Annotated in this window: 29 protein-coding genes; 12 read left to right on the top strand and 17 right to left on the bottom strand. The window is 64.1% G+C overall.

What is annotated here, in order from left to right; genetic code table 11:
- Positions 1-27: 27 nt before the first annotated feature.
- Genes GGQ90_RS07400 through rpmF form a run of 3 tightly spaced genes read right to left on the bottom strand, consistent with a single transcriptional unit; the run spans position 28 to position 2,267 of the window.
- Positions 28-996: a beta-ketoacyl-ACP synthase 3 gene (locus tag GGQ90_RS07400; RefSeq protein ID WP_188081530.1), complete on the bottom strand. Its 969-nt coding sequence runs from the start codon at positions 994-996 to the stop codon at positions 28-30.
- Positions 993-2,054 carry a phosphate acyltransferase PlsX gene (plsX, locus tag GGQ90_RS07395; protein WP_188081529.1) on the bottom strand — a complete coding sequence of 354 codons (1,062 nt, stop codon included), beginning with the start codon at positions 2,052-2,054 and terminating at the stop codon, positions 993-995. Before plsX ends, GGQ90_RS07400 begins: the two co-directional genes overlap by 4 nt.
- 33 nt (positions 2,055-2,087) lie before the next feature.
- Positions 2,088-2,267: a 50S ribosomal protein L32 gene (rpmF, locus tag GGQ90_RS07390; RefSeq protein WP_004209950.1), complete on the bottom strand. Its 180-nt coding sequence runs from the start codon at positions 2,265-2,267 to the stop codon at positions 2,088-2,090.
- A gap of 206 nt (positions 2,268-2,473) precedes the next feature.
- On the opposite strand from rpmF, the gene GGQ90_RS07385 reads away from it, so the two are divergent.
- A complete protein-coding gene (locus tag GGQ90_RS07385; protein WP_188081620.1) occupies positions 2,474-2,902 on the top strand; it encodes an MAPEG family protein in 429 nt (142 codons plus the stop codon).
- On the opposite strand, the gene GGQ90_RS07380 is transcribed toward GGQ90_RS07385, so the two are convergent.
- The 5 genes from GGQ90_RS07380 to GGQ90_RS07360 form a co-directional block, all read right to left on the bottom strand.
- A complete protein-coding gene (locus GGQ90_RS07380; RefSeq protein ID WP_188081528.1) occupies positions 2,899-3,555 on the bottom strand; it encodes an MBL fold metallo-hydrolase in 657 nt (218 codons plus the stop codon). The genes GGQ90_RS07385 and GGQ90_RS07380 overlap by 4 nt on opposite strands.
- Before the next feature lie 65 nt (positions 3,556-3,620).
- Positions 3,621-4,046 carry an RrF2 family transcriptional regulator gene (locus tag GGQ90_RS07375; protein ID WP_004209947.1) on the bottom strand — a complete coding sequence of 142 codons (426 nt, stop codon included), beginning with the start codon at positions 4,044-4,046 and terminating at the stop codon, positions 3,621-3,623.
- A gap of 94 nt (positions 4,047-4,140) precedes the next feature.
- Positions 4,141-5,187 carry a glycerophosphodiester phosphodiesterase family protein gene (locus GGQ90_RS07370; RefSeq protein WP_188081527.1) on the bottom strand — a complete coding sequence of 349 codons (1,047 nt, stop codon included), beginning with the start codon at positions 5,185-5,187 and terminating at the stop codon, positions 4,141-4,143.
- The gene (locus GGQ90_RS07365; protein ID WP_188081526.1) at positions 5,184-5,540 is read right to left on the bottom strand and encodes an ArsC family reductase; all 357 of its coding nucleotides are present in this window, start codon (positions 5,538-5,540) and stop codon (positions 5,184-5,186) included. The genes GGQ90_RS07370 and GGQ90_RS07365 overlap by 4 nt, the downstream gene beginning before the upstream one ends.
- 15 nt (positions 5,541-5,555) lie before the next feature.
- Positions 5,556-5,936 carry a RidA family protein gene (locus tag GGQ90_RS07360; RefSeq protein ID WP_007711207.1) on the bottom strand — a complete coding sequence of 127 codons (381 nt, stop codon included), beginning with the start codon at positions 5,934-5,936 and terminating at the stop codon, positions 5,556-5,558.
- A gap of 149 nt (positions 5,937-6,085) precedes the next feature.
- On the opposite strand from GGQ90_RS07360, the gene GGQ90_RS07355 reads away from it, so the two are divergent.
- Entirely contained in the window at positions 6,086-6,412 is a 327-nt protein-coding gene (locus tag GGQ90_RS07355; RefSeq protein WP_188081525.1) for a hypothetical protein, read from the top strand.
- Between the two features lie 93 nt (positions 6,413-6,505).
- Here the strand turns inward: GGQ90_RS07355 and GGQ90_RS07350 are convergent, their stop codons facing one another.
- The gene (locus GGQ90_RS07350) at positions 6,506-6,934 is read right to left on the bottom strand and encodes a globin domain-containing protein (protein WP_188081524.1); all 429 of its coding nucleotides are present in this window, start codon (positions 6,932-6,934) and stop codon (positions 6,506-6,508) included.
- A 150-nt stretch (positions 6,935-7,084) separates the two neighbouring features.
- Between GGQ90_RS07350 and GGQ90_RS07345 the strand changes: the two genes are divergently transcribed.
- Entirely contained in the window at positions 7,085-7,657 is a 573-nt protein-coding gene (locus tag GGQ90_RS07345) for a thermonuclease family protein (protein ID WP_188081523.1), read from the top strand.
- Positions 7,658-7,687: 30 nt separating this feature from the next.
- Here the strand turns inward: GGQ90_RS07345 and GGQ90_RS07340 are convergent, their stop codons facing one another.
- The 6 genes from GGQ90_RS07340 to GGQ90_RS07315 form a co-directional block, all read right to left on the bottom strand.
- Complete coding sequence (locus tag GGQ90_RS07340; protein WP_188081522.1) at positions 7,688-8,395, bottom strand: glycine zipper 2TM domain-containing protein; 708 nt, start codon at positions 8,393-8,395, stop codon at positions 7,688-7,690.
- Between the two features lie 271 nt (positions 8,396-8,666).
- Positions 8,667-8,861 (bottom strand): hypothetical protein, encoded by a 195-nt coding sequence (locus GGQ90_RS07335; protein WP_188081619.1) that lies wholly within the window; start codon positions 8,859-8,861, stop codon positions 8,667-8,669.
- A 48-nt stretch (positions 8,862-8,909) separates the two neighbouring features.
- Positions 8,910-9,164 (bottom strand): hypothetical protein, encoded by a 255-nt coding sequence (locus tag GGQ90_RS07330; protein ID WP_188081521.1) that lies wholly within the window; start codon positions 9,162-9,164, stop codon positions 8,910-8,912.
- Between the two features lie 137 nt (positions 9,165-9,301).
- A complete protein-coding gene (locus GGQ90_RS07325; RefSeq protein WP_188081520.1) occupies positions 9,302-10,354 on the bottom strand; it encodes a ribonucleotide-diphosphate reductase subunit beta in 1,053 nt (350 codons plus the stop codon).
- Positions 10,355-10,496: 142 nt separating this feature from the next.
- Complete coding sequence (locus GGQ90_RS07320) at positions 10,497-12,449, bottom strand: ribonucleoside-diphosphate reductase subunit alpha (RefSeq protein ID WP_246428162.1); 1,953 nt, start codon at positions 12,447-12,449, stop codon at positions 10,497-10,499.
- A 225-nt stretch (positions 12,450-12,674) separates the two neighbouring features.
- The gene (locus tag GGQ90_RS07315; RefSeq protein ID WP_188081519.1) at positions 12,675-12,908 is read right to left on the bottom strand and encodes a hypothetical protein; all 234 of its coding nucleotides are present in this window, start codon (positions 12,906-12,908) and stop codon (positions 12,675-12,677) included.
- Between the two features lie 106 nt (positions 12,909-13,014).
- On the opposite strand from GGQ90_RS07315, the gene GGQ90_RS07310 reads away from it, so the two are divergent.
- From GGQ90_RS07310 to GGQ90_RS07295, 4 genes are all read left to right on the top strand, one after another.
- Positions 13,015-13,671, top strand: a complete 657-nt coding sequence (locus GGQ90_RS07310; protein ID WP_188081518.1) for a glutathione S-transferase family protein — start codon at positions 13,015-13,017, stop codon at positions 13,669-13,671.
- A 101-nt stretch (positions 13,672-13,772) separates the two neighbouring features.
- Positions 13,773-15,293, top strand: coding sequence for a fumarate hydratase (locus tag GGQ90_RS07305; RefSeq protein ID WP_188081517.1), 1,521 nt, complete (start codon positions 13,773-13,775; stop codon positions 15,291-15,293).
- A 67-nt stretch (positions 15,294-15,360) separates the two neighbouring features.
- Positions 15,361-15,768: an endonuclease domain-containing protein gene (locus GGQ90_RS07300; RefSeq protein WP_188081516.1), complete on the top strand. Its 408-nt coding sequence runs from the start codon at positions 15,361-15,363 to the stop codon at positions 15,766-15,768.
- Between the two features lie 84 nt (positions 15,769-15,852).
- Entirely contained in the window at positions 15,853-16,104 is a 252-nt protein-coding gene (locus GGQ90_RS07295; RefSeq protein ID WP_188081515.1) for a hypothetical protein, read from the top strand.
- Positions 16,105-16,187: 83 nt separating this feature from the next.
- Here GGQ90_RS07295 and GGQ90_RS07290 read toward each other — a convergent pair whose 3' ends face one another.
- Positions 16,188-18,476 carry a TonB-dependent receptor gene (locus GGQ90_RS07290; RefSeq protein ID WP_188081514.1) on the bottom strand — a complete coding sequence of 763 codons (2,289 nt, stop codon included), beginning with the start codon at positions 18,474-18,476 and terminating at the stop codon, positions 16,188-16,190.
- 230 nt (positions 18,477-18,706) lie between these two features.
- Between GGQ90_RS07290 and GGQ90_RS07285 the strand changes: the two genes are divergently transcribed.
- From GGQ90_RS07285 to GGQ90_RS07270, 4 genes are all read left to right on the top strand, one after another.
- Positions 18,707-19,777, top strand: a complete 1,071-nt coding sequence (locus GGQ90_RS07285) for a DUF3667 domain-containing protein (RefSeq protein ID WP_188081513.1) — start codon at positions 18,707-18,709, stop codon at positions 19,775-19,777.
- Between the two features lie 30 nt (positions 19,778-19,807).
- Positions 19,808-20,725, top strand: coding sequence for a DMT family transporter (locus tag GGQ90_RS07280; RefSeq protein ID WP_188081512.1), 918 nt, complete (start codon positions 19,808-19,810; stop codon positions 20,723-20,725).
- A gap of 105 nt (positions 20,726-20,830) precedes the next feature.
- Positions 20,831-22,192: a methyl-accepting chemotaxis protein gene (locus GGQ90_RS07275; RefSeq protein WP_188081511.1), complete on the top strand. Its 1,362-nt coding sequence runs from the start codon at positions 20,831-20,833 to the stop codon at positions 22,190-22,192.
- A 137-nt stretch (positions 22,193-22,329) separates the two neighbouring features.
- Entirely contained in the window at positions 22,330-23,427 is a 1,098-nt protein-coding gene (locus GGQ90_RS07270; protein ID WP_188081510.1) for a DUF2235 domain-containing protein, read from the top strand.
- A gap of 15 nt (positions 23,428-23,442) precedes the next feature.
- On the opposite strand, the gene GGQ90_RS07265 is transcribed toward GGQ90_RS07270, so the two are convergent.
- The gene (locus GGQ90_RS07265) at positions 23,443-24,063 is read right to left on the bottom strand and encodes a MarC family protein (RefSeq protein ID WP_188081509.1); all 621 of its coding nucleotides are present in this window, start codon (positions 24,061-24,063) and stop codon (positions 23,443-23,445) included.
- A 182-nt stretch (positions 24,064-24,245) separates the two neighbouring features.
- Between GGQ90_RS07265 and GGQ90_RS07260 the strand changes: the two genes are divergently transcribed.
- Positions 24,246-25,463, top strand: a complete 1,218-nt coding sequence (locus tag GGQ90_RS07260) for an MBL fold metallo-hydrolase (protein WP_188081617.1) — start codon at positions 24,246-24,248, stop codon at positions 25,461-25,463.
- The last annotated feature ends 8 nt before the right edge of the window (positions 25,464-25,471 follow it).

Below are 25,471 nucleotides of genomic sequence, written 5' to 3'. Positions count from 1 at the left end.
CGTAGGGGCGATCGTTTCGCCGCCGTATCAGACCCGCAGGACGCAGGCGCCCCAGGTGAAGCCACCACCCATGGCTTCGAGCACGAGAAGGTCGCCCGGCTTGACCCGGCCGTCGCGGGTCGCGGCGTCCAGCGCCAGCGGCACCGAAGCGGCCGAGGTGTTGGCGTGCCGGTCGACGGTGACCACGACCTTGTCCGGCGAGAGTTTGAGCTTGCGCGCAGTCGCGTCGAGAATCCGGGCATTGGCCTGATGCGGCACCAGCCAGTCGATATCAGCCGGCGTCATGTCGGTCATGGCCATCACTTCCTTGAGCACGGCGGCGAGATTCACCACCGCATGACGGAACACTTCCTGCCCCTTCATGCGCAGCTTGCCGACGGTCTGCGTGGTCGAAGGACCACCATCGACATAGAGGAGCTGGTTGTGGCGGCCATCGGCGTGCAGCTTGGCGGCAAGGATACCGCGAGCGCCATCCGCACTCTCCTCCGCGCCGAGCACCACGGCGCCAGCGCCGTCGCCGAACAGGACGCAGGTGGCGCGATCGTCCCAGTCGAGGATGCGACTGAAGGTTTCCGCACCGATCACGAGCGCGCGCTGGGCGGCGCCCGAACGGATCATCGAGTCGGCGACCGTCATCGCATAAAGGAAGCCCGAGCAGACGGCGGCGACGTCGAAGGCAACACAGTCATCGATGCCGAGCGCGGCCTGCACCAGCGTGGCGCTGGCCGGGAAGGTCTGGTCCGGGGTTGCGGTTGCCAGGATGATGAGGTCGATATCCTGCGCGGCGATGCCAGCGGCTTCCAGCGCGCGCTTGGCGGCATCGGTCGCCAGCGTCGTCGTCGTTTCGCCTTCGCCGGCGATATAGCGGGTGCGGATGCCGGTCCGCTCGACGATCCATTCGTCGCTGGTATCGACGGTCTGGGCCAGCTCCGCATTGGTGACGACGCGTGCAGGCAGAGCGGAGCCGGTGCCCAGGAGAACGGATCGACGGATCACTTGACGGGCAGCTCCAATTTGGACGCGACGGCGGACAGATCCTGCACCCCGGCCATGTCGGCGGCGATGCGTCGCGTGATATCCTCTTCCAGCAGGCGGGCGGCGACATGCACCGCATTGGCCACGCCCTTTGCGTCGGCGCTGCCATGGCTCTTCACCACGACCCCGTTCAGGCCGAGGAAGACCGCGCCATTATGATTGTTGGGATCGAGATGATGCTTGAGCAGATGCATCGCCGGCTTCGAGATCAGGAAGCCGATCTTGGACCGCAGCGAACTGGAGAAGGCGCGGCGCAGCAGGTCGGCGACGAAGCGGGCCGTGCCCTCGGCCGTCTTGAGCGCGACATTGCCCGAGAAGCCGTCGCACACGATCACGTCGGTTTCGCCGCGGCCGATCTTATCGCCTTCGGTAAAGCCGTCGAACGAGAATGGCAGGGTGGTGTCGGCTGCGCGCAGCACGGCGGCGGCGTCGCGAATCTCGTCCGTGCCCTTGAGCTCTTCGGTGCCGATGTTGAGCAGGCGCACGCGCGGCCGCTCCAGATCGAGGGCGATGCGGGCATAAGCCGCGCCCATCACCGCGAACTGGACCAGGTTGCGCGCGTCACACTCGGTATTGGCGCCAAGGTCGAGCATGACGACATCATTGTCGCCAAGGGTCGGCAGCATTGCCGCCAGCGCAGGGCGATCGACACCGGGCATGGTGCGCAGCGCCAGCTTCGCCATCGCCATGAGCGCACCGGTATTGCCAGCGGAAACCGCCGCACCGGCATCACCCGATTTCACGGCGTTGATCGCCATGCTCATCGAGCTGCTCTTCTTGCGAATCGCGACGCTGGGCTTGTCACTGCCCTCGACGATTGTGGCGGAATGCACGACTTCCGACGCCGCCCGCAAATTGGGGTGGTTGTCGAGAGCCGCCTTGATCCGCGTCTCGTCGCCGAAAAGGGTGAAGCGGAGTCCTTCGTGCCGGCGACGAGCGAGCGCAACGCCCGCCATCATCACCCGCACGCCTTCATCCCCGCCCATCGCGTCAATGGCGATTCGCGGTTGACTGGACACTGAGGTCACCCCTTTGCGGAGATCGAAAAGTCTTTACGCCCCGACGGCGATGACTTCGCGGCCGTTATAATGGCCACACGCGTCGCACAGATTGTGCGGACGCTTCAGTTCACCGCAGTTCGAGCATTCCTGGAATGCTTCGACGCGCAGCGAATCGTGGCTGCGACGCATGCCACGCTTGGACGGGGAAGTTTTCCTTTTGGGGACAGCCATGTCGGCACCTGTTTCCGTAATTAAATCTGGTTAAGCGACTGGCCGGTTTCCAAATGAGACGCCGACGGCACGGGTGCCGCAGACCATGCGGCCCGGGTGATCGCGAAGCCCTGCGCCTATAGCCGTTTTTGAAGATGGTGCAAGTCCTTCCTTGCCCGCCGAGCCGCCGCGCCTATGGTGGCGGCCTGTTGGATAGGGGGATGCCCATGTTGTTGCCGATCACGCTCACACTGGCTGCGGCCTGTGCGCTCATCAATTTCTGGCTGGCGGTCCGCTGCGCCCGAATCCGCGTGGGCGCGAAGCTTCTGCACGGCGACTCGGGGAACATGCTGCTGGCGCGGCGGATGCGGGCGCACGCCAATTTCATCGAATATACGCCGATCGTGTTGATTCTCTTCGGCCTCGTCGAAATGGCGATCGGCGCGCCGCTGTGGCTGTGGATCGGGGCGATGATCTATGTACTGGCGCGAATCGCCCATGGCTTTGGCATGGACGCGGACAAGCCGACGGCCTGGCGCGCCGGCGGCGCGCTGCTCACCTGGATCGTGATGCTCGGCCTGGCGGTGGCGGCGCTCTATGTCGCCTATGGCGCGACTCGCGCCGTGCCTGCCCCCCCGGCGATGGCCCAAGTTTAACTGAGGACCGAATCCGCCACATAGGGATTGGTGCGCCGTTCATAGGCGAAGTTGCTCATCTCGCCATGGCCGGGGACGAAGGCAGTCTGGCCGCCCAGCGGCCAGAGCTTGCCGGTGATCGCGTCGATCAGGTCCTGATGGTTGCCGCGCGGGAAGTCGGTGCGGCCGATCGAGCCCTTGAACAGCACGTCGCCCACGATCGCGAGCTGGCTCGGGGCATGGTGGAAGACGACATGGCCCGGCGTGTGGCCGGGGCAATGATAGACGTCGAAGGTCAGATTGCCGACGCTCACCTGGTCGCCATCGACCAGCCAGCGGTTCGGCTCGAAGCTTTCGCCCGGAATGCCCCAGCGCTCGCCATCCTGCGGCAGGCGGTCGATCCAGAAGCGATCCTCCTCATGCGGTCCCTCGATCGGGACATCGAGGTCGCGGGCCAGCACGCCGGCCTGGCCGCAATGGTCGATATGGCCATGGGTGACGAGAATCTTCTCGATCGTGACGCCATGCTGCGCCGCCGCCTTCTTCAGCACCGGCAGGTCGCCGCCCGGATCGACAAAGGCGCCGCGCATCGTTTCCGTGCACCAGAAGAGGGTGCAGTTCTGCTGCAGCGGGGTGACGGGGATCAGGGTGGCTTTGAGCGGCGGCGTGGTCATGATGCCGATGTGGCGGAGCGGCGGGGCGAGTGCAAGGCCGTCCGCGACCCTGCTCCTGCGGCGCCCTACCCCAGCCCTTCGGCAGCGAAAGGTTCGGCGAGGCTGATGCTGTCGAGTACCTTGGCGGTCTCGTCGCGGACGCGCAGCATCACCCGGTGCAGGCGGCATTCGCTTTCCGGCAGGCAGTTGGTGCAGCTTTCATGGGCGAAGCGGCTGGCGCAGGGGGTGAGCGCCAGCGACCCCCGCGTCAGGCGGACGATATCGCCATAGCTGATGTCCACCGGCGCCAGTGCCAGCCAATAGCCGCCGTCGCGGCCGCGCTGGGTCGCCACCAGCCCTTCGCGCGACAATTCGGACAGGATCACCGTCAGGAATTTCGCCGGGATATTCTGGCGCGTCGCAATCTCGTTGAGGGGCACAGGCCCCTGGCGATAGCGGTCGGCAAGATGCTGGAGCGCGCGGATGGCGTAACGGGTCTTCTGGGACAACATGGTCTGTTCGTTATTCGCCTGCGATCCGGCTTTGGCAAGTCGAGCCGGAGGGTAGAGAAGGGAAAATCCGCTTTAATTTATGCGATGTTGCCGATCAGGGCTTTGAACCACTCAGAGCGTCGCGCGCCTGTTTGGGAAAGTCGCTGAAAATGCCGTCGACGCCGGTCGCGGCGATCGCCTGGACATAGCCGGCAAAATCGCCCCGCCCCTGCGGATCGTCCGGCCGCTTATACGGATCGGGCAGGAAGCTGTTTTCCATCCGCAGCGTCCAGATATGAACCTGAAGCCCGGCATCATGGGCGCGGCCGACGAGAGCGGTCGCACCTTCGGGCGCCAGCACCATGGCGGCGGACGGACCAAGGCCGGTGGCATAGCCGGCGATCGCCTCCAGCCCGGAGACACTCATCATGTCGGCATAGCTGGTGCCGGGCTCGTCGGCGGGGCCGCCTTCTGCATCGACGAGCTGGATCAGGCGCAGCCGGGTCGCTTCATGCAGGGCCTTGAGGTTGCCGACCTCGAACGACTGGATGAAGACCGGATCGTCGGCATTGGTGTAGCCATATTTGCCGAGCAGATCGAGCAGCGCCTGCTGGTGCGGCAGGCCGATGCTGGCGAAATAGCTGGGATGCTTGGTTTCGGGATAGAGGCCGATGCGACGATGCTGCTCCGCCTCCTTGGCACGGACCAGCTTCAATATCTCCTCGAAGGTCGGGATGAGATAGAGGTCGTTGAAGCGGACATTGGGCGCGCGCAGATCAGGCAGGCGTTCGCGCGCCCGCAAGGTGCGCAGTTCGGCGAGGGTGAAATCCTCTGTGAACCAGCCGGTCATTTCCACGCCGTCGATCGTCCTGGTCGTCTGGCGATCGGCAAATTCGGGATGGTCGGCGACGTCGGTGGTGCCGCCAATCTCATTTTCGTGCCGGGCGACCAGCACGCCGTCCCTGGTCAGGACCAGATCAGGCTCGATATAGTCGGCGCCCTGGTCGATCGCCCGCTCATAGCTGGCGAGCGTATGTTCGGGCCGCTCGCCGCTGGCACCGCGATGCGCGATGATCAGCGGGTCGGCGGCCCGGACGGCGGAAAGGGGGAGCAGGCCCATCATCAGCAATGCCCCGATGCCCAGCAGCCCCCGTCCGATCACGCCATCACGCCTTTCAGCGCGTTTTCATAGGTCGTCGCCTTGAAGCCGACGATCGTGCCCTTGCCGGTGTCGAGGATCGGGCGCTTGATCATCGAGGGGTTGGTGATCATCAACAGGATCGCCTTGTCCGAGTCGATATGCGCCTTGTCCCCGGCGTCGAGTGCCTTGAAGGTGGTGCCGGAGCGGTTGAGGATGGTTTCCCAACCATGCTCCATCACCCATTCCTCCAGCTTTTCCTTGTCGACGCCGGCGACCTTATAGTCGTGGAAATTATAGGCGACGCGCTCATTATCCAGCCAGTTGCGGGCCTTCTTGATCGTGTCGCAATTCTTGATGCCGTACATGGTAATCATGATGATGTGTCCCTGTTACCCTTTGAAGGCGGTGACTTCGATTTCGATCTTCATCTCCGGCTTGATGAGGCCAGCGACGACGCAGCTGGCGGCCGGGCGGATCTCGCCAAAGATGGGCGCAGTGGCCTTGCCCAGATCGTCCCAATAGGCAGGGTCGGTGATATAATAGGTGACGCGCACGACATCGGCAAAGGAGAAGCCGGCGTCTTCGAGCGCCTTGCCGATCACCTTGAGCGCGTTGACGCCCTGATCGACCACGCTGTCGGGCATGATCTTGGTTTCGGGATCGGTGCCGGTGGTGCCGGCGACGAAGCACCAGTCGCCCTGGACGACGGCGCGCGAATAGCCGACCTGCGCCTCGAAGGGCGAGCCGGAGGAAATGAGCTGGCGGGACATGGAGGGATTCCTGTTGCAGTGCGAAAGGATCGACAGGGCCTTTGCCCCCTTGGTCCGGCGCTGTCCAGCCGTTTCCCGGCGCGCAGGCACGGAACGGGGCCATGGTGTGGACGTTTGGGAGGGGCACGCCCTTTTCAAGGAGACACGCCATGACGCTTCCCGACAATCGCCCCTTCCCCGATGACAGCCCCGACAACAGCGAAGAGAATAGCGAACAGGCCGACACCGGCACCCAGGCGAACGACGTTGCCGACGATGCGCTGGGCCGGACCAGCGACCTGAGCGAAGAGAGCGAGCATGGCGGGCGGACCAACCCGGCGCAGATCATCCCCGATGATGTCCCCGACCTGGTCGACAAGATGAACGAGATGAACCGATCCGGCCGGATCGATGAAGGGGCATTCGACGGCGAGCCGCGCATGGACGACGAGGATGACGGCGAGGAAGACGAAATCCTGAACGAGGATGACGACTAGGAGTGATCGATATTCAGCGCTGACGGCCTGCAAACGAGCAGTGCCCCCTCCCGTCTACGGGAGGGGAATAGCAAAAAGCGCCTATCCCGGCCTTTAGGCCGGTTGCGCCTGTGCCGGCGCGAGACCGAAATTGATCATGCCGCGCGCCATATGGCCGAGCGCCTGCGCCATGGCGTCGGCAATGTCGGTGTCGAGATCCTCCTGCCCGGCGATGGCGCAGGCGGCCGCCGTCGCCCATTGATCGGCCAGTTGCGGCGTGATCGGAAAGGCGCGGTGCAGCGACATGATGCAGGTGCCGCGCTGAAACCAGTCGCGCGGCCCGCCGAGCCAGCCACACAGGAAGCGGGTGAGGCCGTGGCGCACGACGGAGAGGTCGGCGGCATGAATGGCGCGCAACTGCGCATAGGCCGGATCGCTTTCCAGCAGGTCATAGAAGCGGTCGGCAATGGCGCGGACGACCGGTTCGCCGCCGATGCGGACATAGGGAGTCATGGGGGCATTGGGCGACGCGGCGGCGTTCATGCGGCGATCTCCATGGGCTGAGGCCGGCGCACCATGGCATCCCCCACGATCGCGACATTGATCCTAGTCAAAAGCCGGTTCACCCCGAAATGGCGACAGGCCGGATCAGATTTAACCTACTGTTTTTTCTGAACCTGCTAGGGGCGCGCCATGTCCAGACGCCCCGACCGATTCACCCCCGACCGCATCGACACATTCTGGCGCCGGGAAGCAGCGCGGCGCGGCGGCTTCAGCGGCAAGACCCTGATATTCGTGCTCGCGATGGGGATGATGATCGGCTGGCAGGCGCCCGACTGGTGGACGCGGCTGGCGCCCGAGATCGCGATGCCGACGGCGTCGACCGGCACCGCTCCGTCGAACGCCAGCGCCGACCAGCTGTCGGCCGAGTTCGGCTATTGCCACAGCGGCGGCGGCACCAATTGCGTCGTCGATGGCGACACTTTCTGGTTCCGGGGCGAGAAATATCGGATCGCCGACATCGACACGCCCGAAACCCATGGGCCGCGCTGCGCGGAGGAAGGCGCGCTGGGCGCGCGGGCGACCAGCCGATTGCAGCAGTTGATGAATGCCGGCCCCTTCTCGCTGGAGATCGAGGGGCGGGCGACCGACAAATATGGCCGCGCGCTGCGGATCGTGATGCGCGACGGCCGGTCGATCGGTGGCCAATTGGTGGATGAAGGGCTGGCCCGGACCTGGGATGGGCGACGCCATCCCTGGTGCTGAAAAAGGGGGCGTTTCCGCCCCCTTTTCAAATTAGCGACAGCTCAGGCTGCCCCGGTCGATCTCGCGGCCGAGCAGCGCGCCGGCACCGCCGCCGATCAGGATGCCCGCCGTGTTGGAATAGCCGCGATCCAGTTGGCCGCCGATCAGCGCGCCGATCGCGCCGCCGATGATGAGGCCGGTGGTGCCGTCCGAACGGCGACAATAATAGCGGTCGTCATAGCCGCGATAGATGCGCATGTTGCGGTCAACCCGCATTGGGGCATAGCCGCCGCGATAATAGCGATCGGGCCGATAGCGCCCGCCATAGCGCGGATCGGGCCGGTTCCAGTCATAGGCATAGACCGGCGGACCGGGGCGACGATAGCCGCCATGGGGCGGCGGTGGCGGACGATGGTTGCCAGGACGGCCATATTGGGGCGGACGGCCATTGCCGGGACGGCCGGGCTGTGGCGGGCGGCCTGCCCCCGGCCGGCCGTGTTGCGGCGGACGCTGGGCACCGGGACGACCGCCTTGTGGTGGCCGTTGCGCGCCGGGACGCCCCTGGGGCGGACGCTGGGCATGATTGCCGCCATGGCTGGGCGGACGTTGCGCGCCCGGACCACCGGGGCCGCCATGACCCGAGGAAGGACCGCCGGGGCGACCATGGCCCTGCCCTGGCTGGGCGGTGGCGGGCATGGCGGTCAACGCCATGGCGCCCAGTGAAAGCGCGGCAATCATGCTTCTGGCAAAGCGATGCATGGTCCTGTCCCTTTTCGATAATTGTTGACCGGGGCAAGCTAGAACGCCGCGGCTGAACAAATGTTGCACGAACGGAACAAAAGAAGCGAGGGCGCTATCCGAAATAGGAAATGCCGCGCTTAACTTCGCACATTTCCCGCACATTTTGACATTTAATTTCCAACTATTATCATTTCAGAACAATTCCCTGCCGACCACCGGAACGGCGGGACAGCATCATAGGTGGGTGGGAAGAAATAGGACAGCGGCACCCGAGCGCCCGCCCGGCACCTCAGAGCGCGTTGGCGATGACGGCGCGCTGACTGTTGTCGAGACCGTCCAAAGCAGCCGTCGCGGGCTGATCTGCGCCGACCTGATCGCCGCCGTCGCTGCCCACGAACTGGATCGCGCTGAGCAGCACCAGCACGGCCCAGAGCAAGGCCATCCAGCGGCTGGTGAAGAGGGAGCGGAGTCGGACGCCGAACATGGTGACGGGCATAAGGGCGCCGCCGTTAAGGAAGCGTCACTCGCCCGGTCAGCCCGATGCAGGCGGAAAGGCCGCAGTGCGCGTCGGCAAGGCGGCCGGCGAACTGGTCAGCAAAAGCTGATCGAGTTGCGCATAGCCCAGGCAGCGATGGCAATAGGCGAAGTCGAACGCGGTGTTGAGCACCCATGCCTGGGTCGCGACGTCCCAGGCGGCCCAGGCTTCCCGTGTAACCTGATCGCTGCCGCAGACATTGCAGACAAAGACATAATAAGGCGGAGCCGGCGGATCTGTCGGGCTGGTCATGGCCGGACCATAGCGCAGGGCATCGCATAGCGGCGCGAGACTGGTCCGTTATGGACGCGATGTGCGCCACCCGAAAACGGCGCGAAAAAGGGGAGGCACGCCGCCGTGCCTCCCCTCATGTCGATCCTGCCCGACGCTTATTCGGCGGCGATGCCGGCCGCCTTGAACATGTCCGGGTCGCCTTCTTCCGCGTTCGCCGCATCGCTGCTCTTGAGCGACTGCCGACGGTCGAATGCATTCCAGACGTCGTTCCACTGGCCGCGGGTCGCGCCCTTGGAATATTCGGTGGCGCGGGTTTCGAAGAAATTGGCATGCTCCACGCCGTTCAGCAGCGGAGTAAGCCAGGGCAGCGGATGCTCGTCGATCATGTAGATCGGCTTGAGGCCGAGCTGGCCCAGGCGCCAGTCGGCGATGTAGCGGACATATTTCTTGATGTCCTTGGGGGTCATGCCGGGCACCGGCCCCATTTCGAAGACCAGGTCGACGAAGGCATCCTCGATGCGCACCGTCTTCTGGCACATGTCCATGATATCGTCCTTGACCGCCGGGGTCAGGCACTGGCGTTCGGCGCAGAAGGCGTGGAACAGCTTGATGATGCCCTCGCAATGGAGCGTTTCGTCGCGCACCGACCAGGTGACGATCTGGCCCATGCCCTTCATCTTGTTGAAGCGCGGGAAGTTCATCAGCATGGCGAAGGAGGCGAAGAGCTGAAGCCCTTCGGTGAAGCCGCCGAACATGGCGAGCGTGCGGGCGATATCCTCGTCGCTGTCGACGCCGAAGGTCGCCAGATAGTCATGCTTGTCCTTCATCTCCTTATATTGGAGGAAGGCCGAATATTCGCTTTCGGGCATGCCGATCGTATCGAGCAGATGCGAGTAGGCGGCGATATGGACCGTTTCCATGTTGCTGAACGCGGTCAGCATCATCTTGATCTCGGTCGGCTTGAACACGCGGCCATATTTCTCGTGGTAGCAATCCTGCACTTCCACGTCGGCCTGGGTGAAGAAGCGGAAAATCTGGGTCAGCAGGTTGCGCTCATGGTCGCTGAGCTTCTGCGCCCAGTCCCGGCAATCCTCGCCCAGCGGCACTTCCTCGGGCAGCCAGTGGAGCTGCTGCTGGCGCTTCCAGAATTCATAGGCCCAGGGATATTCGAAGGGCTTGTAGACCTTGGAAGCTTGAAGAAGGGGCATGGCGACTTGTCCTAGTGATGTTGTTTGCGCCGTCGAAGTCGGCGGCTTTCCGCCTGAGACCCCAGCTTTCGCTGGGGTGACGGCCAATGAGCTTACTGGCAGGCGAGGAGAGTTTGGCGTTCCTGGTCAATGATCCGGGGGATCATTGACAGGCCAAGCACTCGTCATAGTCGGTGGTCTCGCCGATCTCGAACTTGGGGGCATCGATCGTGTTGTCGGCCTCCACCCCGCCGCTGCCCGCAAAGCCCGCGCGCTGCACCGACTTGGAGCGCAGATAATAGAGCGACTTGATGCCCAGTTCCCAGGCACGGAAGTGGAGCATCAGCAGATCCCACTTTTCAACGTCGGCCGGGATGAACAGGTTCAGCGACTGGGCCTGGTCGATATAGGGGGTGCGATCGGCGGCGAGTTCGAGCAACCAGCGCTGGTCGATCTCGAAGCTGGTCTTGTACACATCCTTTTCTTCCGGGGTCAGGAAGTCGAGATGCTGGACCGAGCCGCCGCGTTCCAGGATCGAGTTCCACACGGCGCTCGAATCCTTGGCCTTTTCGACCAGCAGCTTTTCCAGATAGGGGTTCTTCACCGCGAAGCTGCCCGAGAGCGTCTTGTGGGTGTAGATGTTCGCCGGGATCGGCTCGATACAGGCCGAAGTACCGCCGCAGATGATCGAGATCGACGCGGTCGGCGCGATCGCCATCTTGCAGCTGAACCGTTCCATCACGCCCTGATCGGCGGCGTCGGGGCAAGGGCCGCGTTCCTGCGCCAGCATCATCGATGCCTCGTTCACCTTGGCATTGATATGCTTGAAGATGCGCAGGTTCCACGACTTGGCCATGGCGCCTTCGAACGGGATGCTGCGCGCCTGGAGGAAGCTGTGGAAGCCCATGACGCCCAGACCCACCGAGCGTTCGCGGCTGGCGCTATACTTGGCGCGCGCCATTTCCGGCGGGGCACGGTCGATATAGTCCTGGAGCACATTGTCGAGGAAGCGCATGATGTCTTCCGCGAACATCGCTTCATCCTTCCACTCGTCCCAGGTTTCCAGGTTCATGGAGGAGAGGCAGCAGACCGCCGTGCGGTCATTGCCGAGATGGTCGCGACCCGTCGGCAGGGTGATTTCCGAGCAGAGGTTCGACGTCGAGACCTTGAGCCCCAGGTCGCGGTGATGCTTGGGCATCATCCGGTTCACCGTGTCGGAGAAGACGATATAGGGTTCGCCCGTGCGCAGGCGGGTTTCCACCAGCTTCTGGAACAGCGCGCGCGCATTGACCGAACCGCGCGCCGACCCGTCCTTGGGCGAGGTCAGCGTCCATTCGTCATTGTTGCGCACCGCTTCCATGAAGGCATCGGTGACCAGCACGCCATGGTGCAGGTTCAGCGCCTTGCGATTGAAGTCGCCGGTGGTGTTGCGGATTTCCAGGAACTCCTCGATCTCCGGGTGGGAGACGTCGAGATAGCAGGCGGCCGAACCACGCCGCAGCGAACCCTGGCTGATCGCCAGCGTCAGGCTGTCCATCACGCGGACGAAGGGGATGATGCCGCTGGTCTTGCCGTTGAGGCCGACCGGTTCGCCGATGCCGCGCACACTGCCCCAATAGGTGCCGATGCCGCCGCCGCGCGAGGCGAGCCAGACATTCTCGTTCCAGGTGTTGACGATGCCTTCCAGGCTGTCGTCGACGCTGTTCAGATAGCAGCTGATCGGCAGGCCGCGACCGGTGCCGCCGTTCGACAGCACGGGCGTCGCCGGCATGAACCAGAGCTTGGAGATATAGTCATAGACGCGCTGCGCATGATCGGCATCGTCGGCATAGGCGGCGGCGACGCGCGCGAACAGATCCTGATAGCTTTCGCCGGGCAGCAGATAGCGGTCGTTCAGCGTATCCTTGCCGAATTCGGTCAGCAGCGCATCGCGCGACGAATCCGTCACCACATGAAAGCGACGCGCATGAATCTTGGAAGACGCAGACGCCTCAGCCTCGACCGCCTTGTCCTTGGCGGCCTTGGGCTCGGCCTTGTCCACCAGATCCTCGATACGCTCGTCCATCACCGTCGCCACGTCGCCGTTTCCACCTTGTTCACTATCTCGAAAGTCCATGCGAGCCCCCGATTATTCCTGATTCCGTTCGATTCGGTCCAACCAGTTCAGAGACACCTGAAACCATAGCATGAACCCAATCGGGCCGGGACAGAAATGGGGTCAACCGACCAGACCGCAAGGGCAAAAGCCCCTTATCACCGGAAGCAGGTCCGGCAATGCAATCACAATCTATTGGGTGACCCCCTTGGTCCCGATACCACAGATAGTGCCACACCCCCGTGATCACGCAAGAGGGTAAATGACAGTTCGGGGACTCCGTTCATCGCCATCCAGATTCGTTTCGTCGCCGACACCCCATGCCATGGCACGGCGACGCGCGGACTTTCTAGGGCCTTTGAAAAGGCAAGAGGCGCCACGCAAATTTAAAATAAATTTGCCTTGCCAAGCAAAACCGCGCGTCGCCCGATCCGCGACAAAATCATGACCTGGCGGCATGGTGGCAAGGGCGACCACCATTTGTTGAATCATCCCATTTGCGACCTTGCTGCACAGCGCCCACCGATGCGCTATGGTGATGGGAAGGCGGACGAATCCGGGCGGCGCGCTCGATCGGGAGGCAGGCATGATCCTCTATTACCATCCCCTCTCTTCCTATTGCTGGAAGGTGCTGATCGCCTTTTACGAAAATGGCACGCCCTTCACCCCGCGCATCCTGGAAGCGGACGAGGCAGTGGCCGAATGGCGGGAACTGTGGCCACTGGGCAAATTCCCGCTGCTGCATGACCCGGTGCGCGGCGCGGTGATCGCGGAGGCGAGCATCATCGTCGAATATCTGGGCCGGCACGAGCCCGGCACTTTCCGCCCGATCCCGGTCGACGGCGACGCGGCGATCGAGGTGCGGCTGATGGACCGGCTGTTCGACAATTATGTGATGGGGCCGATGCAGGCGCTGGTCGGTGATCGGCTGCGGCCCGAGGCCGTGCGCGATCCCCATGGCGTGGCGGAGAATGCGGCAGCGCTGCGCAAGGCCTATAATCTGCTGGAGGCAAGGTTGGCTGGCCGCATCTGGGCGGCGGGCGATCATCTGTCGCTGGCCGACTGCGCGGCGGCGCCCTCGCTTCATTATGCCGACCGGATCGTGCCGCTGCGCGCCGACCACCCGGTACTGGGCGCCTATCTCGACCGGCTGGAGGCGCGACCCAGCTTTGCCCGGGTGCTGCGCGAGATGCAGCCCTGGTGGCAGAATTTTCCCTTTGCCGACGGGCCGCTTGCGTCCTGAACCGCAACCCTCTTCTGGACTCGTCGCCTCAAAGGCCTATAGCGCCGCCTTGCAGGGACCCGCCGTGCAGAGGCGGGCCGCAAATATAGGGACCAGGGTAGATGACGCTCATCAAAACCGCCGACCTCATCGAGAGCGTCGCCGATGCACTCCAGTTCATTTCCTACTATCATCCGATGGATTATATCCGGGCATTGGGCACCGCCTATGAGGCCGAAGCCAATCCGGCGGCGAAGGATGCCATCGCCCAGATCCTGACCAACAGCCGCATGTGCGCCGAAGGGCATCGCCCGATCTGCCAGGACACCGGCATCGTCAATGTGTTCGTCAAGTGGGGCATGGAGTGCCGACTGGACGATAACAGCCGGTCGATGCAGGACGTCATCGATGAGGGCGTGCGCCGCGCCTATCTCAACCCCGAGAACCGCCTGCGCGCGTCGATCCTGAAGGACCCGGCCTTTTCGCGCCAGAACACCAAGGACAACACGCCCTGCGTGCTGAACGTCGAGATGGTGCCGGGCAACAAGGTCGTCATCGACGTCGCGGCCAAGGGGGGCGGCAGCGAGAACAAGACCAAGTTCAAGATGATGAACCCCAGCGATTCGATCGTCGACTGGGTGCTGGAGATGGTGCCGCAGATGGGCGCGGGCTGGTGCCCGCCGGGCATGCTGGGCATCGGCATCGGCGGCACCGCGGAAAAGGCCGTGGCGCTGGCCAAGGAAAGCCTGATGGACCCGATCGACATGGGCGAGCTGAAGGCGCGCGGCCCGCAGAACAAGATCGAGGAACTGCGGATCGAGATTTTCGACAAGGTCAATGCGCTGGGCATCGGCGCGCAGGGCCTGGGCGGCCTTGCCACCGTGCTGGACATCAAGATCCACGACTATCCCTGCCATGCGGCGGGCAAGCCGGTGGCGATGATCCCGAACTGCGCCGCGACCCGCCACGCGCATTTCACCCTCGATGGCTCCGGCCCGGCCTATCTGGAAGCGCCCAAGCTGTCCGAATGGCCGCAGGTCGACTGGAAGCCGAGCAAGGAAGCGATCCGCGTCGATCTCGACAATCTGACGCCCGAAGTCGTCCAGAGCTGGAAGCATGGCGACCGCCTGCTGCTGAACGGCAAGATGCTGACCGGCCGCGACGCCGCACACAAGCGGATCGCCGACATGCTGGAAAAGGGCGAGACCCTGCCGGTCGATTTCAAGGGCCGCGTGATCTATTATGTCGGTCCGGTCGATCCGGTGCGCGACGAGGTGGTCGGCCCGGCCGGTCCCACCACCGCAACGCGCATGGACAAGTTCATGGACATGATGCTGGAACAGGGTCTGGCCGCCTGCGTCGGCAAGGCCGAGCGCGGCCCGGCCGCGACCGACAGCATCAAGACGCACAAGAGCGCCTATCTGATGGCGGTCGGCGGCGCGGCCTATCTGGTGTCGCGCGCGATCAAGGCGTCCAAGGTCGTGGGCTTCGAGGATCTGGGCATGGAAGCCATTTACGAGTTCACGGTGGAGGACATGCCCGTCACCGTCGCCGTCGATAGCGAAGGCCAGAATGTCCATCGCCTCGCCCCGCTGGTGTGGCAGGAGAAGATCAAGAAGGAAAAGCTGCTCGAAGGGGCGTAAGCTGCATATTCCTCCCCAAGCTTGCTTGGGAGGGGGACCGGCGAAGCCGGTGGAGGGGAAATAGACAATGCCCCCGAAACGCGAAACCGTAGAGAAGGCGCGCAACCTAAGGCGCGCCCTCTCCCTGCCCGAAGTGGCGTTGTGGCAATGGCTGCGCGGCAGGCCCGATGGCCTGAAGTTCCGGCGGCAACATCCGGCCGGTCCCTATATATTGGATTTCTATTGCCCCTCGGCGCGGCTGGCGATCGAGATGGATGGCAGCGGCCATGATCTGGCCGGGCAGGTTGCGCATGATGCACGGCGCGATGGCTGGTCGCAGGCGCAGGGGTATCGCGTGCTGCGGGTCCGGGCCGTGGATATTTTCAGGGATTTTGATGCGATGGGGCGGCAGATTTTGGACTGCTGTGGCGCATTACCCCTCCACCAGCCTTCGGCTGTTCCCCTCCCCATGCTACGCATGGGGAGGATTAAGTGATTGATACGGATCAAGGCGGCGCGCGAGACGGGAACCCCGTTCCGCGCGCCGCATTATTCCGGCACCCAAAGCCGGAGTTCATCCATGTCCTTCACGCAACTCGAACCGCCCTTGCCCGTCATCATCGAAGGCAAGGGCAAGGGTTATGCCTTCGCCGTCATCGACTATGGGCAGGAACATAATCTGATCTGGGTGACGGGCCTCAGCGACAGCGGAGAAATCTGGTGCGCGCCCAACCCGCTGGTGCGGCTGCAGACCAACTGGACGATGGGGCGCGCGCCGCATCATGAACCCGACTGGAAGAATGTCACGCTGGCGCCGATCAAGCCGAGCTGACGAAAAGGCGCGCCACCCGATGGGATGACGCGCCTTTTCGTAGCTTCCTCCCCATCTGGCGATGGGGAGGAATAACCTAGGTCTTACAGCTTGCCGCTGAGCGACACGCCGATGATGCGGGGTTCGTTGAACACCGGCGCCATGTAGTTTTCGATCACGCCCTTCATATTCTTCTCGCCCGTGATGTTGCGGGCAAAGGCAGCGATCTCGTATTTGCCGTCCGGGGCGGTGTAGCCGATCTTCAGGCCGCCCTCCAAGTCGCCCTTCGAGTAGAACTCCTTCGTCTTGTAGAGGACGAAGTTGGTGTAGCCCTGAATGTTCCAGTCGGTCGCCGCGAAGATCTTGCCGCCATTGCCCAGCGGCACGTCATAGCGGGCCGCGATGTTGGCGGTGTATTTCGGCGCGTTGGGCAGCGGGTTGCCGTCGATCTGGGCGAAGACGCCACGGCCAGCGACGGTAACGGTCGGATCCTGCACGGTGCAGACGACGACGCCGTTCAGCGCGCAGACCTGGGCATAGACATTCTTGTCGTTGATCTCGCTGTGCAGCAGGCTGAGGCCGGCCGACAGGGTGAGATTGTCGAACGGACGCGCTTCCAGATCGGCTTCCAGGCCATAGGCCTTGGCCGCATCGGCGTTGAACAGGACGCCATTGCCGTCCACGTCGTTGCCGTTGAGCTGGATATTCTTCACCTTCCAGGCGAAGCCCGACAGGTTGAAGCGGACCCGGTTGTTCAAGAGGTTGGTCTTGATGCCGCCTTCATAGGACATGATCGTTTCCGAATCCGCCGTGGTGAAGTCGCTGTTGAACACCGCCGAGCGGCCCTGGATGGTCGGGCCACGGAAGCCGCGCGCGACGCGGGCATAGAGGCTGACTTCGGGGCTGACTTCATAGAGGGCGCTGACGTCCCAGCTCGGTTCCTTGCCGGTCAGCTTGACATAGCGACGACCGGCATAGGTCGAGACGCCGGCCGCATTGGCGGTGGCGCGGACCAGACGGGTTTCCTTCGTGTCCTTGGTGTAGCGGCCGCCGGCGGTGATGGTCAGGCCCGGCACGACTTCGTAGCTCGCCTGGCCGAACAGGCCCCAGCTTTCATTCTTGTTGCGCAGGCGCACCCAGTTGTTGGGATTGTTGGCGGCGCCGGTCAGGAAATAGGCGCGCTGGTAGAAGTCGGTGGTGTCGCGGCTGTCGAAATACATGCCGCCAACCTGCCATTTGAAGGCGCTGTCGCCATTGCTGGCGAGGCGAACTTCCTGGGTCAGCTGGTCGAGATCGCGCACCTGGCCCTGGCTCTGGCCATAGCCATTGGCAACGCCGTTCACGGGATAGTCGGCCGCGGCGCCACCATCGGTGTCGCCACGGCTGTAGCCCGAGGTGGTTTCATAGGCGGTGATCGAGGTCAGGGTGACGGGACCCATGTCGATCGCGATATTTTCCGACGCGCCATAGGTCTTGTAGGCCTGCGGGTTGTTCATCGCTTCGTCGAGGGCGATCTTCGAACGGGGTTCGCCCGACACGCTGTTGCTGCCCTTGGTGAGGCCGGCGCGGTGGAAGATGGTCGAGGTGCCGTCATAGTCGCGGGCATGGACGCTGGTCAGCATCGAGACATTTTCGGTCGGCGTCATCAGCAGCTGAAGGCGCACGTCCTTCTCGTTATAGCCGCCCATCGCGTCCTTCTTGGGGGACACGGTGCCGTCGGCGCTGGGGCCTTCATAGGTGTTGTCGACCCAGTCGTCGCGATGCTGGTAGAGGGCCGAAACGCGGAAGGCGAGCTTGTCCGCGACGATCGGGCCGCCGATGCCGCCGTCGAAAGTGACGGTGTTATAGCTGCCATAGCTGGCCTGGGCGCGACCTTCCCACTCCATCGACGGACGGATGGTGTCGAACTTGATGATGCCCGCGGTGGTGTTGCGGCCGAACAGCGAACCCTGCGGGCCGCGCAGCACTTCCACCTGGTTGACGTCGAACACCGGGTTCGACTTCAGCACGACATGCTCCAGCACGACATCGTCCTGGATGATCGACACCGGCTGCGACGCGCCGAGATAGAAGTCGATATTGCCAAGGCCACGAATGTAGAAGCGCGGGAAGATGCGGCCGGTGGTGGTTTCGGCATAAAGGCCGGGCACGCGGGCGGCGAGTTCGAGAATGTCGCCGCCGCCGGCGGTCAGGTTGCGCAGCGCATCGCCCTGCACGACGCCGACCGAGACGGGCACCTTCTGCAGATTTTCCGAGCGGCGCTCGGCGGTCACGACGATCTCGTCGAGCTGGCCGGCGTCAGCGCCCGCTTCCTGTGCATGGGCGACGCCGGTCAGCGCACCGAAAGCCGTGGTCAGCAGCAGCGCCGACCGTGCGAAAGTGAATTTCGACAAGGTTATTCCCCGATAATATTGCTTTTGCGCCCGGGACAGCGGCGCCCCTGCGCCTGCCGTCCGGGATGCCATCGCCGCTAGGCGCGATTTGTGGCGGGACGGTGACGCCCGCCGCCCCGATCGCGTAACCATGTCCGAATGTTGCCGAGCGTTGTAACAATGCAACACAATGCGATCGACGCGCCAAGGTGACTGGCAAGCGTCATACACCCTTGTTATCCTCCCCGCCCATGACAGGGGAAATCGAAGCAGCGGGTGACGCGATCACCGGGGGCATGCTCGCACGGGCGGTCGAGCCGGGCCATGGGGAAGCCGGGCATGAGGCCCATGAAGCCGGCCATGGCGCCTGCCTGAATTGCGGTACGGCGGTGACGGGCAATTATTGCCCCGAATGCGGCCAGGCCGCGCATCTGCACCGCAGCTTTGCCGCGATCGGCCATGACCTGGCCCATGGCGTGCTGCATTTCGAAGGCAAGATCTTCACCACCCTGCCCGAGCTGGCGCTGCGCCCCGGACAGCTGACGCGCCGCTATATCCATGGCGAGCGGGCCAAGTTCGTATCGCCCTTTGCCCTGTTCCTGTTCAGCGCCTTCCTGATGTACGCGATCTTCTCCCTGACCAGCCATCATGGGCCGGAAGGCGCGCGCAACCAGGTGAAGATGAACAGCGAGGCGGTCGCCGAGTTGAAGAAGGAAGCGGCCAAGGCCGACGCCGATATCGCCAAGGTGAAAGCGCAACTGGCCGAGCCGGGGATCAGCGCGAGCCGGCGCGAGACGTTGCAGGAGAAACTGAAGGACGCGCAGGACGAGCGGCAGGGCCTGTCGATGGCGAGCGGCCTGACCGATGCGCTGGCCGGCGAAGGCGTCAACAAGGGCGTCGCCGACACGGTCGGCAAGGCGATCAGCGCGGCCGCCAAGGATCCCGAATTCGCCTATTACAAGCTCAAGGCCAATGCCTATAAATTCTCCTGGCTGCTGATCGTCATATCCCTGCCCTTCCTGTGGCTGCTCTTCCCGTTCAGCCGCCGGTTCAAGATCTATGACCATGCGATCTATGTGACCTATTCGATCGCCTTCATGTCGCTGCTCTTCTCGCTGTCGATGATCGTGACGGCGGTCGGCATCACCCATGGGCTGGTGACGGTCGTGCTGCTGCTGTTCGCGGCCTGGCACATGTATCGCCAGTTCAAGGACGCCTATCAGCTATCGCGCGGCGGCACCTTGCTGCGGCTGCCGCTGCTTTATGGCTTTGCCTGTGCGTCGCTGTCGCTGTTCTTCGCATTCCTCATGATGATGGGGTGACGGGGCGCGTGCCTGGGCTATAGGGCGCGCATGATTACGTCCCCGATCTGGTTGCCCGCCACGCTGATGGCCGGGGCCACGCAGGCCTGGCGCACCGCGGTGCAGCGGCGCGTGGGCAAGACGCTGTCGATCAATGCGGCGGGCCTGGTCCGCTATCTTTACGGCATACCTTTCGCGCTCATCCTGCTTGGCGCCTATCAGCTTCTCTTTCCCGCGCCCTTCCCGGCACTGGGGCGGCTGTTCCTGCCCTTCTGCCTGGCCGGGGGGCTGGCCCAGATCATCGCCACCAATTTGCTGATCATGGCGTTCGGCCATCGCAATTTCGTCGTCGGCACCGCTTACTCCAAGACCGAGGCGGTGCAGGGGGCGATCCTGTCCTTCCTGCTGATGGGCGAGCGGCTGAGCGCACTAACCTGCGCCGGCATCGGCTGCGGCGTGGCCGGCGTGATGCTGCTGTCGACCGGCGGCAAGCGGATGGGGGTGATGGATTTCCTGCGCGCTCTGGGCCAGCCGGCGGCGATCACCGGCATCGCTTCGGGATTCTTCTTTGCGCTGACCGCGATCGGCATCCGCCGCGCGACGCAGGAGGTGGGCGGCGGCGATCCGATCCATGCCGCGCTGATCGTGCTCAGCGTCACAGTGCTGCTGCAGACGCTGTTGCAGGGCGGATACCTGTTGCTGCGCGAGCCCGGCGAGATGCGCAAGGTCTTCACCAGTTGGCGCGTGTCGGGCCAGGTCGGCTTCCTGTCGGCGATGGGTTCGGCCTGCTGGTTCACCGGCTTTGCCACGGCACCGGTCGCACTGGTGCGGATCGTCGGCCAGATCGAGGTCGCCTTCACCATGGCGTTCGGCCATTTCTATCTGGGCGAGCGGATGGCGCGCAGCGAGGCGATGGGACTGATGCTGGTCGCCTGTGGTGTGGTCCTCGCTCTACTCGGTGCGCTCTGACGAAGCTGACATCCGTGTCAGTATGATAACCGATATTTTACCATCCATGGCTAGCCAGTTGCCGTGGGCACAGAAACGCAATCGGGAACCGTCGCACGAGCGGTAATGAAGGTCGCCAAATTATCCGGCGACCTGGGTATCCGTACGCTCGACCTTCAGGCAGACATCAGCGAACTCGCGGACCGGGTGACGCAGCAGGCGCGCACGATCGAGGCGATCAGCGGCGCCGCGTCGCAATTGTCCCGCGACGGCGAAAGCGTGTCGCTGGTCGGCCAGGACGCGCGCGAGAAGGCGGTCGCCGCGCGCGCCATCATCGATGATTCGGGACGGCAGCTGTCGACCGCGAACGGCAATTTCGTCGACCTGATCGAACAGGTGAGCCGCATCCATTCCCGCCTCGACGGCTTTGGCGAGGCGCTCAAGACCGTCGCCCATGTCACCAGCGTGATCAGCGGCATCGCCAGCCAGACCAATCTGCTCGCGCTCAACGCGACGATCGAGGCGGCACGGGCCGGGGACGCCGGGCGCGGCTTTGCCGTGGTCGCGGCCGAAGTGAAGAAGCTGGCGCAGGAAACGGCGAGCGCGACCCAGACGATCGAACGGTCGATCGGCGCGCTGACCAGCGAAGCCGGCGGCATGCTGGACAGCATCATCCATGGCGCGCAGACGGCGCGCACGGCGCTGTCCGACACCAAGAATATCGAGGCGCTGGTCGACCGGCTGGGATCACTGATGCAGGGCCTGTCGAGCAACAGCGAGGCGGTGGCCGAGCGGATCGCGTCGATGGTCGGTTCCGCCAGCGAGATCCGCACCGGCCTGTCGGCGCTGTCGAGCACGTCGGGCGACAATGCCGATGGCCTGCAACGGTTGTCGGGTCGGGTGTCGATCGCCAGCGACGACACCAACATGCTACTGCAATATCTGGCGGAAAGCGGCGTCGACATTCCCGATTCGCCCTATATCCGCTTCAGCCTGACCGCCGCGCAGGCCGTGGGCCATGCGATCGAGCAGGCGTTAAACGAGGGCCGGATCAGCGAGGCCGACGTCTTCAGCGAATATTATGCGCCGATCCGGGGCACCAATCCGCCGCAATTCACCCATCCGATCCAGCCGATCATGCTGGCCGAGGCGCGCGCGCAGCAGGAAGTGGCGCGCGGCTACAAGGGGCTGTTCGGCATGACCTTCACCGATCGCAACAGCTTCGGCGCGCTTGCCATGCCCGAGCGCGCGCTGCCGCAGCGGCCGGGCGACGAGAAATGGAACGCGGAATTTTCGCGCCAGGGCGTGGTGTTCGATTTCCCCGACACCCGCGAGCAGTGCAAGATCACCGAACCCTTCTGCATCAAGGCCTATCGCCGCCTGACCGCCGAGGGCGAGGTCATCCTGCTGAAGCAGGTGATCGCCGCCATCCATGTGCGCGGCCGTCATTGGGGCATATTGCAGATGGCCTATAAGGATCAGGGCTGACGCCCGGCGCCCGACGCGTCCGTTTCCTCCTATAAATCAGGCTGCACGGCAGCGACCATGGCCGTCCGCCCGACAAGGGAGGGCGGCCATTTCCATATGATCGGCGTGCATGTCAGACATTCGACAGGGAGGCTCGGATGAAGCGGATTGTGATCTGTTGCGACGGCACCTGGAACGAGCCTGACCATAATGAGCAGGGCAAGCCCTGCCCGACCAATGTGGTGAAGCTGGCCAGCCTGATCCCCGCAATGGCGGATGACGGCACGGCCCAGCGCGTCTTCTATCATAATGGTATCGGGTCGATGGCGTCGCGGACCAAGCGGCTGATCGACGGGGCAACCGGCTATGGCATCAGCCGCATCCTGCTGTCCTGCTATGCCTGGCTGGTGCGCACCTATCAGCCGGGCGACCAGCTTTACTTCTTCGGTTTCAGCCGGGGCGCCTATACGGCGCGGTCGCTGACCGGATTCGTGCGCAATTCAGGCATATTGCGGACCGAACATGAAAGCCTGATCCCCGACGCCTTTGCACTTTATCGATCGCGCGACGGCACACGCGCGCCACGATCGGAAGCGTCGCGCCTGTTTCGGCAAAGCTATGCCTGGTCCGACAGCACGCCGATCCAGTGCGTGGGCGTATGGGACACGGTCGGATCACTGGGCGTGCCCAACACATTGTTCCAGGGCATATTGAAGCATCTTTTCCGGGTGAACCGCGAATTTCACGATACTGACCTGTCTTCGAGCGTCGCCTTCGCCTTTCATGCGGTGGCGATCGACGAGCATCGCAAGCCGTTTCTGCCAACGCTTTGGACGCTTCCCAAGGGACAGGGCGCAGGCCAACATGTCGAACAATGCTGGTTTCCCGGCTGCCATGCCGATGTCGGTGGCGGCAATCCCGATTCCGGCCTGTCGGCGGTCGCACTGGAATGGATGGTGGCGCGCGCACGACTGGCCGGACTGGCGGTGGACGATCCGTTCCGGCTGGTGCCGCCCGGCTTCCCGCCGCACCACCCCGATCCACTGGGTCCGGTCAGCGAATCCCAGACCCTCTTCTATCGCCTGTTCGGATCGGGCGAGCGCGCGATCGATGTGCCCCACCCAGCCGGGCGGACCAACGAGGGCCTGTCCGATGCCGCGATCGAGCGCTGGCACAAGCTGCCCGAATGGCGGCCGGCCGCGCTGGTCGATCTGGTGCATCGCAAGCCCGACATGCTGGAACCCCGTAGCCCGTGACGGGCCGGGGGCGGATCAGGAGGCGCCCGGAATCACGCCATATTGCTGCAAGCCCGACATGATCGCGTGGATCGCCAGCGCCGCCTGCAGCACCGCGACCAGCCAGCCGAACGCCATCAGCGTGCCGATACGGATGAAGCCCAGCAATTGCCGGGCAAAGATCATGGCCAGGCAGTCGGCGACCATCATGCCGAGGAAAATGCCGAACACGCCGACAAGGAAAGTCTGGGCGTTTTCGGCGACCGCTGCGAACAGCAGCAGGGCGACGATACCATAGGGCGTGATGATGATCGGGAAAGTCACCGGCGACAGCGCCAGTCCCCTGGTCGACTGGGGTGGCGCCTGCGTATCGGGCCGCTGCTGCGCATTCTTGATCGCATCGAGCGCCCCGATCAGCAGCAACACGCCCCCGGTCATCAGCAGATCCGCCGAGCCGATCTGCCAGTTCGCGCGCAGCTTGTTGCCCAGAAACAGGATCAGCAAGCCTACGGCCGTCGCCAGCAGGCTGGCCTTGATCGCCAGGGCGCGGCGATCCCCTTCGGCAATTTCGCTGGTCAGTTGGGCGAAGGCCGGGATCACCTTGATCGGCCCCAGCGTGACGAAGAAGATAATCATGACGAAACTCAGATCGTTCATGGCGCGCTCCCCTATCTGCCAAGGCAACCGAAGCTAGATCGCCGATCGACCCGAGGCTATCGGGGTTATCCTTGATCCCGGGGCGGAAAGACCGCCGGCTTGAGCGGGATCAGGTCATGCTCCGGCCTTGCCCTGCCCTGCCGGTCCGCTATGTCGGCGCGAGGACGGGCATGGGAGCAGGCATGGCGCGCGCGGTTGCAATGATGAAAGCCTTTGGTGTCGCGCTGCTGTTCCTGCTGATCGCCGCCTGTCTAGCGACGGTGATCGTGCCGCCCTTCCTCGACCGCATCTATTATGAAGGGCCGGCGAGCCGCCATTATGACGGCGCCCGCTTCTTCAACCCCGATGGCGAGATCGACATGCCCGCCCCGCCCGGCACCAGTCGGCAGGGCTTCATCGCCCGCTGGCTGCTGGGCGATGACGACCGCCCCGGCTGGCCCGATGCGGTGGCAGTGAAGCCGGCGCACCCCGCCCCCTTTGCCGCGCCGCGCGGCATGGTCGCCACCTGGGTCGGCCATGCGACCGTGCTGGTGCAGGCGGCCGGGATCAACATCTTGACCGACCCGATCTGGTCCGACCATGCCAGCCCCTTTCCGCCGCTAGGGCCGAAACGGGTCGCGGAGCCGGGCATAAGGATGAAGGATCTGCCCAGGATCGACCTGATCGTCATCAGTCATAATCATTATGACCATCTCGACATTCCGACGCTGAAGGCGCTGTGGCAGCGTGACCGGCCCAGGATCGTCACCGCGCTGGGCAATGACGCGATATTGAAGGCGAACGGCATCCCGTCGGTGGCGCTCGACTGGGGCCAGTCGGTGACCGGCGCGCAGTTGAACGGACTGGTGCCCGAAGCGGTGATCCAGTGCGAAAATTACGAGCATTGTCCCGATTATCGGGTCCATGCGACGCGCAACCATCATTGGAGCAGCCGCTGGTTCACCGATCGCAACCGGGCGCTCTGGTCGAGCTTCCTGATCGAGACGCGGGCCGGCAACATCTATTTTGCCGGCGATACCGGCGCGGGCGACATGGGCTGGACCGGCGATGCGACGCGGTTCGGGCCGATCCGGCTGGCGCTGATCCCGATCGGCGCCTTCCGCTTCTGGCCGGGACAGATGGAATCGGACGCGCATATCGGCCCGCGCCGCGCGGTCGAGCTGTTCGAGCGGTTGGGCGCATCCACCGCAATCCCGATCCACTGGGGCACGTTCCGCCTTTCCTATGAGAAGCGCGACACGCCGCCGCGGATGCTGGAACAATATCTTCGCTGCGAGGGGATAGAGCGCAGGCGCTTCGCCCCGGTGCGGATCGGCCAATCGCTGCTGGTGCCCAATGTCAGTCCGGTGCCGCGCGAACCGAAGCATTGCGACCAGCGGGCGATCGACGCGCTGCAATAAGCGGGCCT

It is taken from the genome of Sphingobium scionense, from assembly GCF_014197035.1.
Lineage (GTDB): Bacteria > Pseudomonadota > Alphaproteobacteria > Sphingomonadales > Sphingomonadaceae > Sphingobium > Sphingobium scionense.
This window is presented reverse-complemented; position numbering and strand designations above follow the sequence as displayed.

What these genes read in the sequence shown, in the direction of transcription:
- GGQ90_RS07275 (WP_188081511.1), top strand. Translation starts at nt 20,831, where the DNA reads ATGAAGGTCGCCAAATTATCCGGCGACCTGGGTATCCGTACGCTCGAC.
- GGQ90_RS07365 (WP_188081526.1), bottom strand. Translation starts at nt 5,540, where the DNA reads ATGATTACCATGTACGGCATCAAGAATTGCGACACGATCAAGAAGGCC.
- GGQ90_RS07330 (WP_188081521.1), bottom strand. Translation starts at nt 9,164, where the DNA reads ATGACCAGCCCGACAGATCCGCCGGCTCCGCCTTATTATGTCTTTGTC.
- GGQ90_RS07260 (WP_188081617.1), top strand. Translation starts at nt 24,246, where the DNA reads ATGGCGCGCGCGGTTGCAATGATGAAAGCCTTTGGTGTCGCGCTGCTG.
- GGQ90_RS07320 (WP_246428162.1), bottom strand. Translation starts at nt 12,449, where the DNA reads ATGGACTTTCGAGATAGTGAACAAGGTGGAAACGGCGACGTGGCGACG.
- GGQ90_RS07325 (WP_188081520.1), bottom strand. Translation starts at nt 10,354, where the DNA reads ATGCCCCTTCTTCAAGCTTCCAAGGTCTACAAGCCCTTCGAATATCCC.
- GGQ90_RS07270 (WP_188081510.1), top strand. Translation starts at nt 22,330, where the DNA reads ATGAAGCGGATTGTGATCTGTTGCGACGGCACCTGGAACGAGCCTGAC.
- GGQ90_RS07380 (WP_188081528.1), bottom strand. Translation starts at nt 3,555, where the DNA reads ATGACCACGCCGCCGCTCAAAGCCACCCTGATCCCCGTCACCCCGCTG.
- GGQ90_RS07385 (WP_188081620.1), top strand. Translation starts at nt 2,474, where the DNA reads ATGTTGTTGCCGATCACGCTCACACTGGCTGCGGCCTGTGCGCTCATC.
- GGQ90_RS07335 (WP_188081619.1), bottom strand. Translation starts at nt 8,861, where the DNA reads ATGTTCGGCGTCCGACTCCGCTCCCTCTTCACCAGCCGCTGGATGGCC.
- GGQ90_RS07295 (WP_188081515.1), top strand. Translation starts at nt 15,853, where the DNA reads ATGTCCTTCACGCAACTCGAACCGCCCTTGCCCGTCATCATCGAAGGC.
- GGQ90_RS07360 (WP_007711207.1), bottom strand. Translation starts at nt 5,936, where the DNA reads ATGTCCCGCCAGCTCATTTCCTCCGGCTCGCCCTTCGAGGCGCAGGTC.
- GGQ90_RS07265 (WP_188081509.1), bottom strand. Translation starts at nt 24,063, where the DNA reads ATGAACGATCTGAGTTTCGTCATGATTATCTTCTTCGTCACGCTGGGG.
- GGQ90_RS07375 (WP_004209947.1), bottom strand. Translation starts at nt 4,046, where the DNA reads ATGTTGTCCCAGAAGACCCGTTACGCCATCCGCGCGCTCCAGCATCTT.
- rpmF (WP_004209950.1), bottom strand. Translation starts at nt 2,267, where the DNA reads ATGGCTGTCCCCAAAAGGAAAACTTCCCCGTCCAAGCGTGGCATGCGT.
- GGQ90_RS07345 (WP_188081523.1), top strand. Translation starts at nt 7,085, where the DNA reads ATGTCCAGACGCCCCGACCGATTCACCCCCGACCGCATCGACACATTC.
- GGQ90_RS07310 (WP_188081518.1), top strand. Translation starts at nt 13,015, where the DNA reads ATGATCCTCTATTACCATCCCCTCTCTTCCTATTGCTGGAAGGTGCTG.
- GGQ90_RS07340 (WP_188081522.1), bottom strand. Translation starts at nt 8,395, where the DNA reads ATGCATCGCTTTGCCAGAAGCATGATTGCCGCGCTTTCACTGGGCGCC.
- GGQ90_RS07285 (WP_188081513.1), top strand. Translation starts at nt 18,707, where the DNA reads ATGACAGGGGAAATCGAAGCAGCGGGTGACGCGATCACCGGGGGCATG.
- GGQ90_RS07350 (WP_188081524.1), bottom strand. Translation starts at nt 6,934, where the DNA reads ATGAACGCCGCCGCGTCGCCCAATGCCCCCATGACTCCCTATGTCCGC.
- GGQ90_RS07315 (WP_188081519.1), bottom strand. Translation starts at nt 12,908, where the DNA reads ATGGTGGTCGCCCTTGCCACCATGCCGCCAGGTCATGATTTTGTCGCG.
- GGQ90_RS07280 (WP_188081512.1), top strand. Translation starts at nt 19,808, where the DNA reads ATGATTACGTCCCCGATCTGGTTGCCCGCCACGCTGATGGCCGGGGCC.
- GGQ90_RS07305 (WP_188081517.1), top strand. Translation starts at nt 13,773, where the DNA reads ATGACGCTCATCAAAACCGCCGACCTCATCGAGAGCGTCGCCGATGCA.
- GGQ90_RS07300 (WP_188081516.1), top strand. Translation starts at nt 15,361, where the DNA reads ATGCCCCCGAAACGCGAAACCGTAGAGAAGGCGCGCAACCTAAGGCGC.
- GGQ90_RS07355 (WP_188081525.1), top strand. Translation starts at nt 6,086, where the DNA reads ATGACGCTTCCCGACAATCGCCCCTTCCCCGATGACAGCCCCGACAAC.